Origin of the sequence: Lysinibacillus sp. FSL H8-0500 (genome assembly GCF_038051955.1) — a bacterium.
Classification (GTDB): domain Bacteria; phylum Bacillota; class Bacilli; order Bacillales_A; family Planococcaceae; genus Lysinibacillus; species Lysinibacillus macroides.
On the sequence record NZ_CP150292.1, the window covers coordinates 1,019,548 to 1,035,490 of the forward strand.

Annotated in this window: 14 protein-coding genes and 1 riboswitch; of the genes, 7 read left to right on the forward strand and 7 right to left on the reverse strand. The window is 39.4% G+C overall.

Annotation, left to right across the window (positions count from 1 at the left end):
• Positions 1–4 precede the first annotated feature (4 nt).
• Genes MHB44_RS04655 through MHB44_RS04675 form a run of 5 tightly spaced genes read left to right on the forward strand, consistent with a single transcriptional unit; the run spans position 5 to position 7,643 of the window.
• Complete coding sequence (locus tag MHB44_RS04655; protein WP_341301748.1) at positions 5–1,426, forward strand: hypothetical protein; 1,422 nt, start codon at positions 5–7, stop codon at positions 1,424–1,426.
• 11 nt (positions 1,427–1,437) lie between these two features.
• Complete coding sequence (locus MHB44_RS04660) at positions 1,438–2,433, forward strand: MoxR family ATPase (protein ID WP_341301749.1); 996 nt, start codon at positions 1,438–1,440, stop codon at positions 2,431–2,433.
• A complete protein-coding gene (locus MHB44_RS04665; RefSeq protein WP_341301750.1) occupies positions 2,430–3,305 on the forward strand; it encodes a DUF58 domain-containing protein in 876 nt (291 codons plus the stop codon). The genes MHB44_RS04660 and MHB44_RS04665 overlap by 4 nt, the downstream gene beginning before the upstream one ends.
• 11 nt (positions 3,306–3,316) lie before the next feature.
• A complete protein-coding gene (locus MHB44_RS04670; protein WP_341301751.1) occupies positions 3,317–5,062 on the forward strand; it encodes a BatA and WFA domain-containing protein in 1,746 nt (581 codons plus the stop codon).
• Positions 5,046–7,643, forward strand: coding sequence for a VWA domain-containing protein (locus MHB44_RS04675; protein WP_341301752.1), 2,598 nt, complete (start codon positions 5,046–5,048; stop codon positions 7,641–7,643). Before MHB44_RS04670 ends, MHB44_RS04675 begins: the two co-directional genes overlap by 17 nt.
• Positions 7,644–7,860: 217 nt before the next feature.
• On the opposite strand, the gene thiW is transcribed toward MHB44_RS04675, so the two are convergent.
• The 7 genes from thiW to MHB44_RS04710 form a co-directional block, all read right to left on the reverse strand.
• Positions 7,861–8,364 carry an energy coupling factor transporter S component ThiW gene (gene thiW / locus MHB44_RS04680; protein WP_341301753.1) on the reverse strand — a complete coding sequence of 168 codons (504 nt, stop codon included), beginning with the start codon at positions 8,362–8,364 and terminating at the stop codon, positions 7,861–7,863.
• 91 nt (positions 8,365–8,455) lie between these two features.
• Positions 8,456–8,563, reverse strand: a riboswitch (TPP riboswitch).
• Positions 8,564–8,627: 64 nt separating this feature from the next.
• Entirely contained in the window at positions 8,628–9,824 is a 1,197-nt protein-coding gene (locus tag MHB44_RS04685) for an MFS transporter (RefSeq protein ID WP_341301754.1), read from the reverse strand.
• Between the two features lie 151 nt (positions 9,825–9,975).
• Positions 9,976–11,049, reverse strand: a complete 1,074-nt coding sequence (locus tag MHB44_RS04690; RefSeq protein WP_341301755.1) for an ABC transporter substrate-binding protein — start codon at positions 11,047–11,049, stop codon at positions 9,976–9,978.
• Entirely contained in the window at positions 11,046–11,843 is a 798-nt protein-coding gene (locus MHB44_RS04695) for an ABC transporter permease (RefSeq protein ID WP_341302923.1), read from the reverse strand. The genes MHB44_RS04690 and MHB44_RS04695 overlap by 4 nt, the downstream gene beginning before the upstream one ends.
• The gene (locus tag MHB44_RS04700) at positions 11,843–12,649 is read right to left on the reverse strand and encodes an ABC transporter permease (RefSeq protein WP_341301756.1); all 807 of its coding nucleotides are present in this window, start codon (positions 12,647–12,649) and stop codon (positions 11,843–11,845) included. Before MHB44_RS04700 ends, MHB44_RS04695 begins: the two co-directional genes overlap by 1 nt.
• Positions 12,639–13,745, reverse strand: a complete 1,107-nt coding sequence (locus MHB44_RS04705; protein ID WP_341301757.1) for an ABC transporter ATP-binding protein — start codon at positions 13,743–13,745, stop codon at positions 12,639–12,641. The genes MHB44_RS04700 and MHB44_RS04705 overlap by 11 nt, the downstream gene beginning before the upstream one ends.
• An 18-nt stretch (positions 13,746–13,763) precedes the next feature.
• On the reverse strand, positions 13,764–14,306 hold the full coding sequence (locus tag MHB44_RS04710) for an XRE family transcriptional regulator (RefSeq protein ID WP_341301758.1): 543 nt from the start codon (positions 14,304–14,306) through the stop codon (positions 13,764–13,766).
• Positions 14,307–14,691: 385 nt separating this feature from the next.
• On the opposite strand from MHB44_RS04710, the gene MHB44_RS04715 reads away from it, so the two are divergent.
• Both MHB44_RS04715 and MHB44_RS04720 read left to right on the forward strand, forming a co-directional pair.
• Positions 14,692–15,234, forward strand: a complete 543-nt coding sequence (locus MHB44_RS04715) for a peroxiredoxin (protein ID WP_337988232.1) — start codon at positions 14,692–14,694, stop codon at positions 15,232–15,234.
• A gap of 120 nt (positions 15,235–15,354) precedes the next feature.
• A complete protein-coding gene (locus MHB44_RS04720; RefSeq protein ID WP_341301759.1) occupies positions 15,355–15,810 on the forward strand; it encodes a redoxin domain-containing protein in 456 nt (151 codons plus the stop codon).
• Positions 15,811–15,943 lie beyond the last annotated feature (133 nt).

A 15,943-nucleotide genomic window follows, 5' to 3' on the forward strand; every position in this document is an offset into this window, starting at 1 on the left:
TACAATGGAGCGTCGCAAGCAATTACGAAAATATATTCAACGTGCAAAGACTAGTTTAACAGTTGAACGAAGTATTCCTATTGCACAATATGGTTTGTTTTTGGCATTGCTTTCGAGTGCTTTTCTCGTTATCCTTTCGAGATTATTTGTCTGGCCTTATTATCGTCAAGTAGCGTTTACTATCTTTGGTGTCGTTATTATTGCAACAATGGCCTATCTATGGTGGAGACGTATAAAAGAGCAAGAAGCCTTGCATACACTGGATAATTATTTTCCACATAATGAGCTTGTGACAGCCCTATCATTTAAGGATGATCAAGACCCTCTTGTACAGGCTTTAGTAGTGCAAGCTAGCCAAAAAGTTGAAAAAGCATTTATGGATTTTAAGGCTCGCAAGAAATCCCTTTTTCGCCCTAAAGCGTTTATCGGATTGTTTGTCACAACGGTGGTACTAGCCATTCTTTATCTATTCCCAGCAGCTACACAAATTGAAGCAATTCAGATTGAAAAAGAGCAGGCAGTGATAGAGGATATGAAAAAGGAAGTGGCTGAGCTGGAGAAAAAAGCGCAAACAAAAGAAGTGAAGGAACAATTGCAAGAGCTGCAAAATACATTAAAAGAGGCCGAAACAGCGGAAGAGGCATTACGAGAAATGGTGAAAAAACAAAAGGAGCTAGCCCTAAAGGAACAACAATTAAAGGATAAACAAACAGCTAGCCAAGCAGAAGCTACTGAAGGCCAAGGTTTATCGAAGGAAGAGGTTGAACAGCTAAAGGAGCTAGCCCAAATGCAGCAGGGATTAACTGAAAATGCAAATGCTACACAAACAGCGATGAGCAAGCTTGGTAAACCAGCAAGTAATTCCTTGCAAAATGCAATTGCCAGCGCTAATAATGCCAGTAATAATCAACAAAATAGCTCGCAAAACAATCAGCAGTCATCTAATCCTTCCCAGTCAAACAGTCAAACAGGGCAAGCAAATCAAAATAACGGGCAAAATGGTTCACAGCAACAAAGTGGGCAAGGCGCTGGCCAAAGTCAACAACAAGGACAGGGGAATGGTCAAGGACAGGGGCAAGGGCAGGGAAGTGGCTCGGGCCGTACTGGTTCAGGACAGGGTAGCGGACAAGGCGCTGGTCAAGGGCAAGGAGTTGGCGTTGGCCAAGGCAGTCGAGATTTGTTAACAACACCCAATCGCCTCGGTGGATCAAGTGAAACGTCTGTGGATGGTGGAGCTTTAGGGGACGGCTCTCATGTATCTGAACAACAAGGAAATGGTCCAATTACAAAAGGTACGATCAGACCATATGAAGAAGTGATAGGCTCTTATAAAGATAGCTATTTAGAAAGCTCAGAGCGTTTACAGTTACCAAAGGATTTACAAAATGTTGTGCAATCGTATTTCACATCAATTGAGTCGCAGTAGGAGGAGAAGAAATGGCATTTACAGAGCAACAGTATAAAGAAATGAGTACAAAATTACAGCAAGTGAAAGAAGAAATTCATCGCTTTATTGTAGGGCAAGAAGAGGCGATTGATTATACGTTGTATGCTGTGCTAGCAGATGGTCATGCATTATTAGAAGGCTTACCGGGTCTAGGGAAAACAATGCTGATTCGTACAATTTCCGAGGTGCTGGACTTATCGTTTTCACGTATTCAATTTACCCCTGATTTAATGCCTGCAGATATTACAGGGACGAGCATGATAGAACGTAAACCAGATGGTAAGCAGCAATTTACATTCCAGCCGGGTCCTATTTTTAGTCAGATGGTTTTAGCGGATGAGATTAACCGTGCAACTCCAAAAACACAAAGTGCGCTACTAGAAGCGATGGGTGAAAAAACGGTAACCATTTTAGGGGATACGAAAAAAATGGCAAGACCATTTTTCGTGTTGGCGACACAAAACCCAATTGAAATGGAAGGAACGTACCCATTACCTGAAGCACAAATGGACCGTTTCCTTTGTAAAATTCTTGTCTCCTACCCTGAAAAACATGAGCTAATGGAAATTATGAAGCGTACAACAGGTGCCCAGGAAATTGGCTTACAAAAGCTAATGAATACAGAGGGGCTTCTCGCGGCACAGCAAATGGTGAAGGAGGTCCTTGTGGCAGATGAAATGCTGGAGTTTGCGACAGATTTAGTGGTAGCTACCCACCCTGAAAGACCAGATGCGCTTGAGGTGGTAAAGCAATATGCAATGTACGGCAGTGGTCCACGTGGCTTGCAAAGCTTAATTAAATTAGCCAAAGCAAGAGCACTGATGAATGGTCGCTTCCATGTTTCGGTTGCTGATATTAAATCTGTTGCTAAACCAGTATTACGTCATCGTATGCTGTTGAATTATGAAGGGGAGGCTTCAGGAAAAACAGCAGATGATGTGATTGATGTCATTTTGGAAAAAGTACAGCAAGGTGTTAACCAGTGACAGCAAAGTATTTATTGCCTGAAGATTGGTTAGCGAAAATTAGTCGCTTTCAAGTAGCAACGGCCTCCAAACTACGTGGGCAGCATAAGGGCTCACACCGTTCGCAACGCTTCGGGGCATCCCTTGATTTCTCGGATTTTCGAGAATACCATTTAGGTGACGATGTACGTCAAATTGATTGGAACGTCTTTGCAAGGACGGATAAATATTTTATTAAACGCTTTTTAGATGAGCAAGAGATGCGCGTACATATTTTGCTCGATGCTACAAAATCAATGGGGGAGGATGCCAAATGGCTATTTGCCCGCCAAATAGTAGCTTCACTGGGTTTAATGGTGCTTGGTCGAGATGATCGTTTGTCTTTTTCATTTATTCAGGAGGATATAAAGCCGCCATTTCGACGTAAAGGTGCCATGTATCGTCGTGCTTTTTTGCAGGTAGTGACAGATATTGAGGAAGCAAGCTATTCGGGTAGCTTTGCACAGGGCGCTTTAAAAGTCTTGCCGAAGGATAGTACAGTATTATTTATTGTCACAGATGGATTAGAGCCGATCGAGGAGTGGGAGCAGTTGTTAAAAAGATTGCCGCGCTATGCTGGTGATGTGCGTATTGTGCAAATCATTACACAAGAAGAGCTTGCACCACATTACTCAGGTGATATTCGTCTTCTTGATCGTGAAACAGGCAATGATGTGAATGTGACCATGTCCTCGAAAGTATTAGATACCTATCATGCACGACGTTTATTACATGAAGAGGAATTTGAAGCCATTTGCCGTCGCTTTGGGATTCGAAAACTACAATTGAAAGTGGAAGATGGCTTGCAATATGCAATTTTTCAGCAGTTCGTAAAAGCACATTGGATGAGGTGAGGTGAGCCGTATTGGGCTTTAGTCAAATGATATTTAGCTGGACGGCCATCATCCCGGTCATTGTCCTACTCTATTATTTCTTTCGTAAAAAATATACAGATCAGACTGTTTCATCGACACTATTCTGGTCTGAAATCATGCAGGAAACACGCGTATCCCCTTATTTAAAGCATTTACAAAAAAATGCCCTACTTTACTTACAGCTACTTGCATTGTTGTTGCTTGTATTGGCACTAATGAATCCATACGTAAAAAAATCAACCATCGTTGGTACACAAACAATCTTTATTGTCGATACGTCAGCAACAATGTTGGCAGGCAAAGGGACATCAACCTTTGATACACATAAAGAAGAAATGCTGGCATTAATTGATGAGCTAAACGGAAGACCTGTGACGTTGATTACAACAGGTGCTACCCCAAAAGCAATATTACAGCAGGAAACAAACATTAAGGATATGAAGAAAGCGATTGAAGATTTACAAGTAACCTATGAAACTGCTGAAATCAATAAAGCACTTGATGTAGCGCAGGCATTTGTTGGAGATAGACCAACCTCTGTTTATGTTTTTACAGATACACTCGATAAACAGCAATTACCGATGGAAAAAGACTCGGTAAAATGGCTAGTAAGAGGTGCAGCAACGGATTTAACGAATATAGCGATGACGCGTTTTGCTGCAACCACGGATGGGCAGGCTACTATGGCACTTGTACAGCTTCATAATGATACCAATCAAGAACAAGAAGTGACACTGACATTGCAAAATGCAGAAGGGAATGAACTTGTAGCAGACAGTGTTGTGTTACCTCCAAATGAAATGATTACAAAAACCTTTAAAGATTTACCATTCGACAAAACAATGATGGCTCGTATTGATGCCCAGGATGATTATGCCATTGATAATGAACAAACGGTATTGCTGCAAACAACCACTGTAAAGCTTGTGATAGACCAAAGTCTGCATCAATTGATTCAAAAAGGATTTCAAGCAATCCATAGTGATATAAAGATGGTTCCACCCTTACAAATAGCGGATAATAAGGATGCTACCATTATTACAAAGCAAGCAGCATTACTAGAAAAGATGGATAAACCGCTTGTCTTATTTGGCCGCGATGATGCTGAAAAAGTGGCAGCAAGTGGCACAGTCAGTACAACAAATGATGCTTTATTTGCTTTTAGTGACTTAAAGGATATCTATGTCAGCGCTGTTTATCCAGGCTTTAATGATTACCAAACCATCGCTTCTATTGGGGAACAGCCATTTATACAACGTTCGCCTAAAGGTGATATTGTTATATTGGCTGATATTGCTGATACGGACTGGCCTTTGCATCCATCATTCCCGCTATTTTTATGGAGTGTTGAACAGCAGCTATCTGAGTCAACAGGGTCACTTGGCATTTTTACGCCAAATGAACAGCGGGCAGTAGCCTTAGCACAAGGCGATTGGAGCGTTTATTCGCAACAGGATAAATTTTTATCCTCTGTGACAAATGGTATGTTACTAGCACCACAGCAGCCGGGTGTGTATAAAGTACGTTCAAATAATGAGGAAAAGCAATTGATTGTGCAACTACAAGCGCAGGAGCGCGTAATTGCACCAGGAACAAGCTATACACTCGGTGATATTGCTGATAATGGCAAGGAAGAAGTATCAAAGGCTTCTTTTATCCCTTGGCTGATTCTTATTATAGTAGTATTGCTTGTTTTAGAATGGGAGGTGCAACGACGTCGTGGATTTACGAATTGAGCTACCAGTAGCATTGTTGCTATTACTTCCCTTGTTTATGTATTTTGGCTGGACGTATTGGCGTGAACGTCAACGGCTTAAAAAGAGCCATATGGTTGTGCTTGTTATGCGTATGGTGGCAGTAGGTTGTTTAGTATTTGCGCTTGCAGGCCCCTATCTATTATTACCCATTAAAGAAGAGCAAATTGTTTATTTAGTAGACCGTTCAGCTTCTATGAATGGTACAGAAGACGAGATGGCTCAATTTATCCAGGAAAGCTTACAAGCGAAAAAGGAGCAACAGCTTGCGGGTATCTATTCCTTTTCTTCTACTTTGCAAACTGAGGCTATTTTATCGAATACATTAAAGGAAGTACCAAAACTAACGGAAATAAAAGCAACAGATCAAACAAATATTGAACAAGCATTACAGCTTACCTCGGGAATTGTTGATCCCAAAAAAGCTACACGTTTTGTACTACTAACAGATGGCAATGAAACAAAGGGAGATGCCTTAGAATTTGCCACAAAGTTTAAAGGGTCCAATATTAGTGTGGATGTTGTACCTTTTAGTCAACCTGTTGTCAATGATGTATCATTAAAAAGCTTTGTCTCCCCACAGGTTGCTTATGTAGGAGAGCAGCAACAATTAGTAACAGAAATTCAAGCAACGGCAGCAGGTCAGGGTGAGCTATTATTATATGAAAATGATGAGCTGATTCATCGAGAGGCAGTTGAGCTTGCTGAGGGCTCCAATGTTTTTACCTATAAACATGCAGCAACTAGTGAAGGGCTTGTAAAATATGAAGCCGTTGTGCAGGTGGGACAGGATGCTATTTTTGAAAATAATAAATTAACAAGTGTCACGATGGTAGAAAGTGAACCACATTTACTGATTGTCAATGGCTATGATACAGCTTCACCCATTGCAGCGGCACTTGGCAGTCAATCCATATCCCATGACGTTATAGCAGCCAGTAGTCTGCCAAATGAGCTCTCCAGTTATTTGCAATACAATGCGATTATTTTTGATAATGTGCCTGGTCATTTAGTAGGGGAGGCAAAAATGAATGTCATTGAGCAAGCTGTGAAAAACTTTGGCGTTGGTTTTACAATGGTTGGTGGAGAAAATAGCTTTGGCTTAGGTGGTTATTTTAAAACACCGATTGAAGCATTATTGCCGGTGGAGATGGAAATTAAGGGGAAAGAGCAATTACCTTCATTAGGGTTAGTAATTGTGCTTGACCGCTCTGGTAGTATGAGCGGAGCTAAGCTAGAGCTTGCTAAGGAGGCAGCGGCACGTTCAGTTGAAATGCTACGAGATGAAGATACATTAGGGTTTATTGCCTTTGATGATCGCCCTTGGGAAATTATTGAAACAAAGCCTCTTAGCAGTAAGGAAGAAGCAGTAGATACGATTTTATCTGTCACACCAGGTGGTGGCACAGAAATCTATACATCACTAGGGAAAGCCTATGAGAATTTAGCAGATCTAAAGCTACAACGTAAACATATAATTTTATTAACAGATGGACAATCCCCAGCAGGCAATTACGAGGATTTAATTGCTGACGGAAAGGATAAAGGTATTACATTATCAACAGTAGCGATTGGGCAGGATGCTGATGCAAATTTACTGGAAGCACTGAGTGAGATGGGCAGTGGACGCTTCTATGATGTTGTTGATGAGCAAACGATTCCTTCTATTTTATCTCGCGAAACAGCTATGATTTCTCGTACTTATATCGAGGATAATCCCTTCTATCCAGCGATTTATCAAGCAGCAGGATGGAATTCACTGTTTGCCAATGGTGTTCCACAAATGAATGCCTACATTGGCACAACAGCAAAGCAAGGTGCTACAGTGATCGCGGAAAGTGAGAAGGAAGATCCTGTATTAGCGCAGTGGCAATATGGTCTCGGTAAAACATTTGCCTTTACATCCGATTCAACAGGTAAATGGACAGGTGATTGGGCAAGGTGGCAGGACTGGGGCACATTTTGGCAAACCCTTATTTCACAAATGCTGCCAAGCTATAATGATGTTGCCTATGATGTAAGATTAGACGCAGAGGGTTCATTTATGATTACAGACCCTACAAATGAAGCCGCATTTTTAGATATTGTAGCGGTCAATGAAGCAGGAGAAGAACTAGCAACACAGCTAGAAACCATTTCTGCTTCCCAAGTTCGTGCAACAGTACAAACAGAACCCGGATTGATTTTCTTCCGCATTGCTGATGAGGAGCAGGCTATTTATCAGGCAGGGCTAAGTGTTCCTTATAGTGCTGAATATGAGTTACGCCCAATAAATGAGTCATTAGTAGAGGAATTAGCGAAGCAAACAGGTGGTGCTGTTTTAAAAGAACCCGAGGATGCTTTTCGTGACTTTACACAAAAGGGAGCAGATCGTCAAAACATTACGACATGGCTTATGCTAGCAGGGATGCTGTTATTCTTTATGGATATTACCATTAGACGTTTTGGCTGGAGCTTCCTCACTAAGCCGAAGCACAAAGAGCCTCTTGCTGAACAACAGCCTGTACAGGCAGAGGACACAAATGTTGCACAGCTATTAAAGGGTATGAAAAAGCGATCATAGTAGGAAAGAGAGCAGTGCAAAGAGGTAGGATTTTGCACTGCTTTTTGTTGTTTTATAGGGAGGTGATCAAGCTCCGCTCAAAAGTGGAGAGTAAGTGATCAAAAAGGGTGAAGTTTTGCTCAAAATAAGGGGCAGATGATCAAAAAAGGAAAGCTTCGCTCAAAAGAAGGAGTCAAGTGATCAAAAATCTCCCAGAAATCCATTAAAATCTATTTAACTATTCATACAGTGAGGATTTAAAATGTTTTATAAGCACCGTTTTTTGTAAGCTGCTTGCAACGACAATACCTAAAATAGCTCCAATGGTACTTGACGTTAAAAAGGCTGGCATAAAAAATAACGCAGCTACTGATGTTCCCATTAATAATTGAGCATAAGGCACTGCAATAAGTGAAGCAAGAATACCTGTTCCAATTATTTCACCAACGCCAGCTAACCACATTTTATGGCTATATTTATAGGCAAGCGCAGCACATAATGCACCAATAACACTTCCCGGAATCGCCAACAAAGAGCCTGTACCTGTAAGGATACGAACCATTGCTGTAACAAAGGCAATGATAATGGTTGGGACGGGTCCAAGAATAATGGCACTTATCACATTTATTGCATGTTGAACAGGATAGGCACGTGCAATCCCCGTTGGAATAGATACAAAGGTAGAGCCTGCGATAGCTATTGCTACCAGTAAAGCCATAATTGTTAATTTTCGAATAGACATGAAATGCACTCCTTTAGATGATGTTTACTAGAAAAATAAAAAGGCCGCTTCCTTTAAACAGCAGGAAGCGACCTTGCATATACATATTAACAAGCAAGTTGCATCACTTCCCTCCGCTAGTGTGAACTAGATCAGGTTCAAAGGGTCCGTATATAACCATATACGTCTCAGCCTCGTAAAGACTCCCCTAGTGGTAATAAATAAATTATTGATATTTTTAGTAGAACAACCTTAATATACCGTATTTTGAAAAATAGTCAATACTAATGTGTATCAGGCTGCATAAGATGTGGTGCTTTTTTTATTGTCCAAATCAGAGCAAGGAAAAAACAGGATAATAAAATAATGGCACCCAAAATATAAGGGCTGTTCATATTCCAATCAAATAGAATGCCTGCCAATGCAGGACCAATCATATTGCCAAGGCTCATGTAGGCATTGTTCAAACCAGCAGCAAAGCCTTGCTCATTGTCAGCAAGCTTAGAAATTAGTGTATTAACAGCAGGACGAATTAATGTAGTAGCGGTTGAGAAAATCGTGGCTACAACTAATATAAGCGCAAATCCTGACACAAATAATATTAAATAAATAGAGACAGCTGCGACGAATAAATTGATTAAGACAACCTTCATTTCCCCTAAGCGTTTAAAGAGCGGTGTAATGACAAACATTTGAACGACTACGCCAAATGCACCACCAACCACTAAAATAATGGCAATATCACCAGGTGTATAATTGAATTTCTCTGTGACAAATAACGATAAAGTTGTTTGGAAATTAGCGATGCCAAATGAGAATACCATCATAATAATGAGCATAACGAAATACGGCATATGTACAGAACGGGCCATTTGCCTTGCAAGGTTGTCTTGCTTTTGTTTGTTTTGTACTACGCTTGGCTTTGTGGATGGTAGTAAGAACAATGATAATAGCGCAGCCAAAATAGCCGCAGCGCCAGCAGTATAGAAGGGGAAATGCAAGCTTACTTTTGATAAGAAGCCACCGATTCCAGGACCAATCATAAAGCCAAGAGACATAGCAGCTCCTAACATCCCCATTCCTTTTCCGCGTTCTTCATAGGTTGTCACGTCTGCAACAAAAGCCATAATAGGAGGTGCTACAAACGCAGAGCCAAGACCACCTAGAAAGCGGGCAACAAAGAGCATCCATATATCTGTAGAAAATCCAAAACCAATTTGTGCAAGCCCTGAAAGGATAAGACCAAAAATAATTAAATTTTTTCGACCGTATTGATCCGAAAGATTCCCAGCAATTGGAGAAAATACAAATTGAGCTAAGGCGAATGTTGCAATCAACATGCCAAGAATTTGCCCTGCTGCGCCAAATATTCTTAAATACTCCGGCATAACAGGAATAATAATACCAATACTACCCATTGTGATAAACATATTAAACATTAAAATATATAAAGCCGCCTTATTAGACTTTTGCTGGGTCATTAACTAACTCTCCTTTTTGTCACCAAATATACTACAGTCTATCATAAGGAGATGTTTAGTGTATCGGTTGAAAGTCTGAAATAGTATCATTTCGATAAAATAGAAGGTCTGTCGAGAGCGCAAAATTTTCTCGGCAGACCTTTTGCATTTGTTAACGAATACTCATTTTAAATTCTAAAAATAATTCATTATATTTCCCTAAATAATCTGGTCCTAAATTTTTATAGACCTCTAATGTCTCACGTTGCTCCTCAGTAGGGTAGTGGCGTTCGTCTGTGACAACCTCTTCATCCATTAAGCCCATCGCAGCAATATTTGGTGTGGAGTAGCCAACATAATCAGCATTTCGAGCACCTGCCTCAGCACTTAACATAAAGTTAATAAAGGCATGTGCACCATTAATATTTTTCGATGTTTTTGGAATGACCATATTGTCAAACCATAGATTGGAGCCTTCCTCAGGCACTGCGAAGTCTAGCTCTTCATTTTCAAACATCATATCAGCGGCCTGACCAGACCAAGTAAGTGCCACTGTTGCTTCATTATTAATCATAAGCGGTGTAATCTCATCACCGATAATTGCCTTTACATTGGGGGCAAGTGTAATTAGCTTATCAGTAGCTTCACGCAGCTCATTGTCGTCTAATGAATTAAGTGAGTAGTCAAGACTATTTAATCCCATACCAATGACTTCTCGAGCACCATCCACTAAAAAGACTTTACGTTTTAACGAAGGGTCCCATAAATCCTCCCAAGAGGTGAAATCTAAATCCCCCACAAGGCTTGTATTGTAGACAATGCCTACTGTCCCCCAGAAATAGGGAATTGAATAGTGATTGTTATCATCAAATGGCAAATCTAAAAAATATGGGTCAATATTTTTTAGATTAGGAAGCTTTGTTTTATCTATAGGAACTAGTAAATTTTCTTCCTTCATTTTTTCAATCATATACTCAGAGGGGACAGCAATATCGTAAGCTGTTCCACCTTGCTGTATTTTTGTAATCATTGCTTCATTGGAATCGAAGGTTTCATAGATCACATGAATACCTGTTTCTTCTTCAAATTCCTTCAATAAATCAGGATCAATATAATCTCCCCAGTTAAAGATCGTTAAGGTATCTTTTCCACCCTTACTGCCGCCTGCACTCAAAGCATCGGCAGTATAAAATAACAAAGCTGAAACGACAAGGATAGCAATGGTTGCTTGAATTAATGACTTCATTGTTGTCCCTCCGTTCTTTTACTTGCGCGTCTTGTTATAAAATAATAACCAATCACAACTAGCACTGTAACAAAGAACACTAAGCCTGAAATCGCATTAATTGTTAGTGAAATGCCAGTACGTGCCATTGAATAAATTTCCACGGATAATGTACTAAAGCCATTGCCTGTTACAAAAAAAGTGACAGCAAAATCATCTAAAGAATACGTAAGTGCAAGGAAAAAGCCTGCAAAAATACCTGGCTGAATATAGGGTAAAATAACACGCATCATAACATCTTTTTTGGTAGCACCTAAATCAAGCGCTGCATCAATTAAAGATGTATTCATTTCAAGTAATTTTGGTAAAACCATTAAGACAACAATCGGTACACTAAATGCAACATGCGCTAATAAAACAGAAGAAAAGCCTAATTTAATGCCGATCATTGTAAACAAGATTAAAAAGCTTGCACCAATAATTACATCTGGACTGACGATTAAGACATTGTTTAAAGAGAGTAATGTATTACGCATTTTTAAGTCTTTCACTGTGACGATACCAATTGCGCCAAGCGTGCCGATAATAGTAGAAAGCAAAGCCGACAGTAATGCTACAATCACCGTATTAATTAAAATCACCAGTAGGCGAGAATCCTCAAAAACAGCCTGATAATGCTCTAAGGTAAAGGATTCAAAATGATTCATGGAGCCGCCGCTATTAAACGAATAAAAGATTAAATAGAAGATCGGTGCATACAGGACGATAAAAACAATGATTAAATAAACTTTAGCTGATGCAGATAGTTTGTTCATCATACACGACCTCCTTTATCTTTTTGTCCCGTAATTAGCATAATCACAACCATAAATAATATTAAAAACACAGCAATTGTCGAGCCCATACCCCAATTTTGTGTCACAAGAAATTGCTGCTCAATCGCTGTTCCAAGTGTGATAACACGGTTTCCAGCAATTAAACGCGTAATCATAAAGAGCGATAACGCTGGAATAAAGACAACTTGAATACCTGCTTTCACGCCATCCATTGTTAACGGTAAAATAACGCGTCGGAAGGTTGTAAAGGCAGATGCTCCTAAATCACGTGCTGCATAAATAAGGGTTGGGTTTAAACGATCTAAAGCATTGAAAATCGGTAAAATCATAAAAGGAATAAAGATATAGACAGATACAAAGATAAAGCTAATATCTGTGAATAGCATTTGCTTTGGATCAAAGCCAAATACTTCAATAAACGCATTAATCGGTCCATATAGACCAAAAATCCCAATAAAGGCATATGTTTTTAACAATAAATTAATCCATGAAGGAATAATAATAAGCAGAAGCCAAAGCTGCTTATGCTTTGTTTTCGTTAAAAAATAAGCTGTTGGGTATGAAATTAATAAAGTAAAGAATGTAATTAAAAATGCATACCAAAATGAGCTCAATGTCATCTTTAAGTAAACAGAAGTAAAAAATGCTTTATAGTTATCGAGCGTGAAGTTGCCATGTAAATCAAGTAGGGAATAATAAACAACAAGTGCAATCGGCGCGATAACGAAAAGGGCAATCCAGAGCACATATGGAAATAACGCTGATTTCGATGTCTTAGTTTGCATCTTCGTCGTCTCCATACGATTCTAAACGTTTATCAAATTCTTCCTCAGTTTCATTTAAACGCATGACATGAATCGCCTCAGGATCAAAGTCCAAGCCGATTTCTGTCCCTACTTCAGCTTTTTTTAATGAATGGACAAGCCACTCATTGCCGTCCTCATCATATGTCGATAGTTCATAATGCACGCCCCGGAATAATTGTGTATCCACTTTTACCACAAGTTTGCCTTTATCAATCGTTGTCATTTCTAAATCTTCTGGTCGAATAACGATATCTATTTTTTCATTTGGCTTCATCCCTTGGTCAACACATTCGAAAACTTTGCCAGCAAATTCAACCTTGAAATCCTCAATCATCACACCAGGCACAATATTGGATTCACCAATAAAGTCAGCCACGAAGCGGTTAATCGGTTCATCATAAATATCCACTGGTGTACCTGATTGCTGAATTTGTCCTTCACTTAACACAAAAATTTCGTCACTCATCGCAAGTGCTTCTTCTTGATCGTGTGTAACAAAGACAAATGTTTTGCCAAGGCGTTGCTGTAATTCACGCAGTTCATACTGCATTTCTGTACGTAGCTTTAAGTCTAATGCTGATAGTGGCTCATCCAGTAAAATCACTTCAGGGTCATTAACAATAGCGCGCGCAATTGCCACACGCTGGCGCTGACCACCAGACATTTCAGAGATTTCACGATTGTCATAGCCTGCTAAGTTGACAAATTTCAATGCCTCCGTCACACGTTCCTTTATATCGTGTTCAGGTAGCTTTTTAATGCGTAATCCAAATGCCACATTTTCAAAAACATTGAGATGTGGAAATAGCGCATAATCTTGAAAAACGGTATTTACCTGACGTTCATTTGCAGGCACAGTATTTATTTTTTTATCGTGGAAAAAGATATCACCTGTTGTTGGCTCTGTGAACCCTGCAATAATGCGTAAAATTGTTGTTTTTCCACATCCAGAAGGGCCAAGGAGTGTATAAAATTTGCCTTTTTCCAGCTCCAGATTGATATTTTTTAAGACAACAGTTCCGTCTTGATACGACTTTGAAACATTGTCAAAGCGGATAATTGTATTCGATGTCATTGGATACGCCTCCTTAAGCTATAAATATGAGTCCGTTGCAACAAGTAAAATTTTTGTTTCAGCAGCATGTGCATTAAAAATTTGATGATGGTCTGTCGCGTCAAAATAAAGGGCATTGCCTTCACTTGCGATATACTGTTCATTCCCTAAAACAAGTCGAATACGTCCTTTGACAACATAAATAAATGTTTCCGAAAGGGAAGGTTCAAATTGTTTGAATTCGCCTTCTGCGGCAAAGGTTAAGAAAATGGGCTCCATCTCTTTTTCATTCGATGTAGGAATAAGCCATTGAATTTTATATTTTTTGTCTTCATCTGTATAAATGGATTGGTCTTCCTCTGTATAAACGACCTTTTGTTCAGGTGAGTCGTCATCAAAGAAATCCTTGGGCCTTGACCCTAAAACTTCTAATATCGAAAATAAGGTTTCAATAGAAGGTGAGTTCAAATCGCGTTCTAATTGGGAAATGTAACCTTTACTTAAATCTGTGCGTTCTCCAAGCTCCTCTTGGGTAAGCCCCTTTTTTAAACGAAGCGCTTTAATTTTTGCTCCTATTTGCATTTGTTTCCTCCTAAAAGAAGTTTAGCAATCATAAACTTTTAGAATATGAAGTTTACTTTAACGAAACTTTTAGTTTACTAAAGCCATTACAATTATACATAACCATAAAAAATTTGCAATTATTTTTTTGTGAAAAAGTAAAGTACCTTGGAGAGAAAGGAAAAGCTTGTATAAGGCAGCATATTTTTGTCAAATATAGCTAATAAATAGATTATATCTACAGCCTTCATCATGGATTTGACGAATTTTTGTCAAACAATATATATCATGTAAAAAGATGAAGTTGACTTGTTTGAAAAAAGACGATTACTCTGCTATCGTAGAAGACGAGTTCGCTGGTGCGAATGGAATATATAAACTACATATTTATTCGGAGGGATTTATTATGGCAGAACGCATGGTAGGTAAACAAGCACCTGACTTTACAATGGAAGCAGTACTTGCTGACAAATCATTTGGTAAAGTATCATTAGAAGATATTAAAGCACAAGATAAATGGACAGTTCTTTTCTTCTATCCAATGGACTTCACATTTGTATGTCCAACGGAAATCACTGCAATGAGTGATCGTTACGACGAGTTCGAAGACCTAGATGCAGAAGTAATTGGTGTTTCTACAGACACAATTCATACGCACTTAGCATGGATTAACACAGACCGCACACAAAATGGTCTTGGTGAATTAAAGTATCCATTAGCTGCTGATACAAACCACCAAGTTTCAAAAGAATATGGTGTCTTAATTGAAGAAGAAGGTATCGCACTACGTGGTTTATTTATCATTAACCCAGAAGGTGAACTAAAATACCAAACAGTATTCGATAACAACATTGGCCGTGATGTGGATGAAACATTACGTGTACTTCAAGCACTACAAACTGGTGGTCTTTGCCCAGCAAACTGGCGTCCAGGTCAAGCAACTCTATAATCCACTAGACTTGCCGCATTATTTTGCACAAAAAAGAGTCCCCACGACATGCTTGTGGGGGCTTTTAACTGAATTGGATGCAATGATACCAGATTATTATGATTTTGGAGGAGGATTTTCATGAAACTTCGTGAACAAATGCCTGAACTTGCAGGTGCAACGACTTGGTTAAATGGTGAAGTCACAAAGGCGGATTTAGTAGGTAGCAAACCAACATTAATCCATTTTTGGTCAGTAAGCTGTCATTTATGTAAAGAAGCAATGCCAGATGTGAATAATTTCCGTGACCAATATAAAGATGAATTAAATGTGGTAGCAGTACATATGCCGCGTTCTGAGGCAGATACTGATTTAGATGCAATTAAAGCGGTAGCAGCAGAGCATGACATTACGCAACCAATTTTTGTAGATAGCGAAATGAAGCTAACAGATGCTTTTGAGAATCAATATGTACCTGCGTATTTTGTATTTGATAAGGATGGTCAGCTTCGTCATATGCAAGCGGGCGGTAGTGGCATGAAAATGCTAGAAAAACGTGTAAATCGTGTACTCGATGAAATGCGTAATGCAGAATAATGAGAAACGAAGTAGACGGGGATAAAAGTCCTCGTCTTTTTTGTCTGATGTTGACGATTAAGCTGTTGTTTTGACAATACATATGATAGAGAATACGCTACAATGGTGGTATAGTCGTTTCCGGAGGGATTTT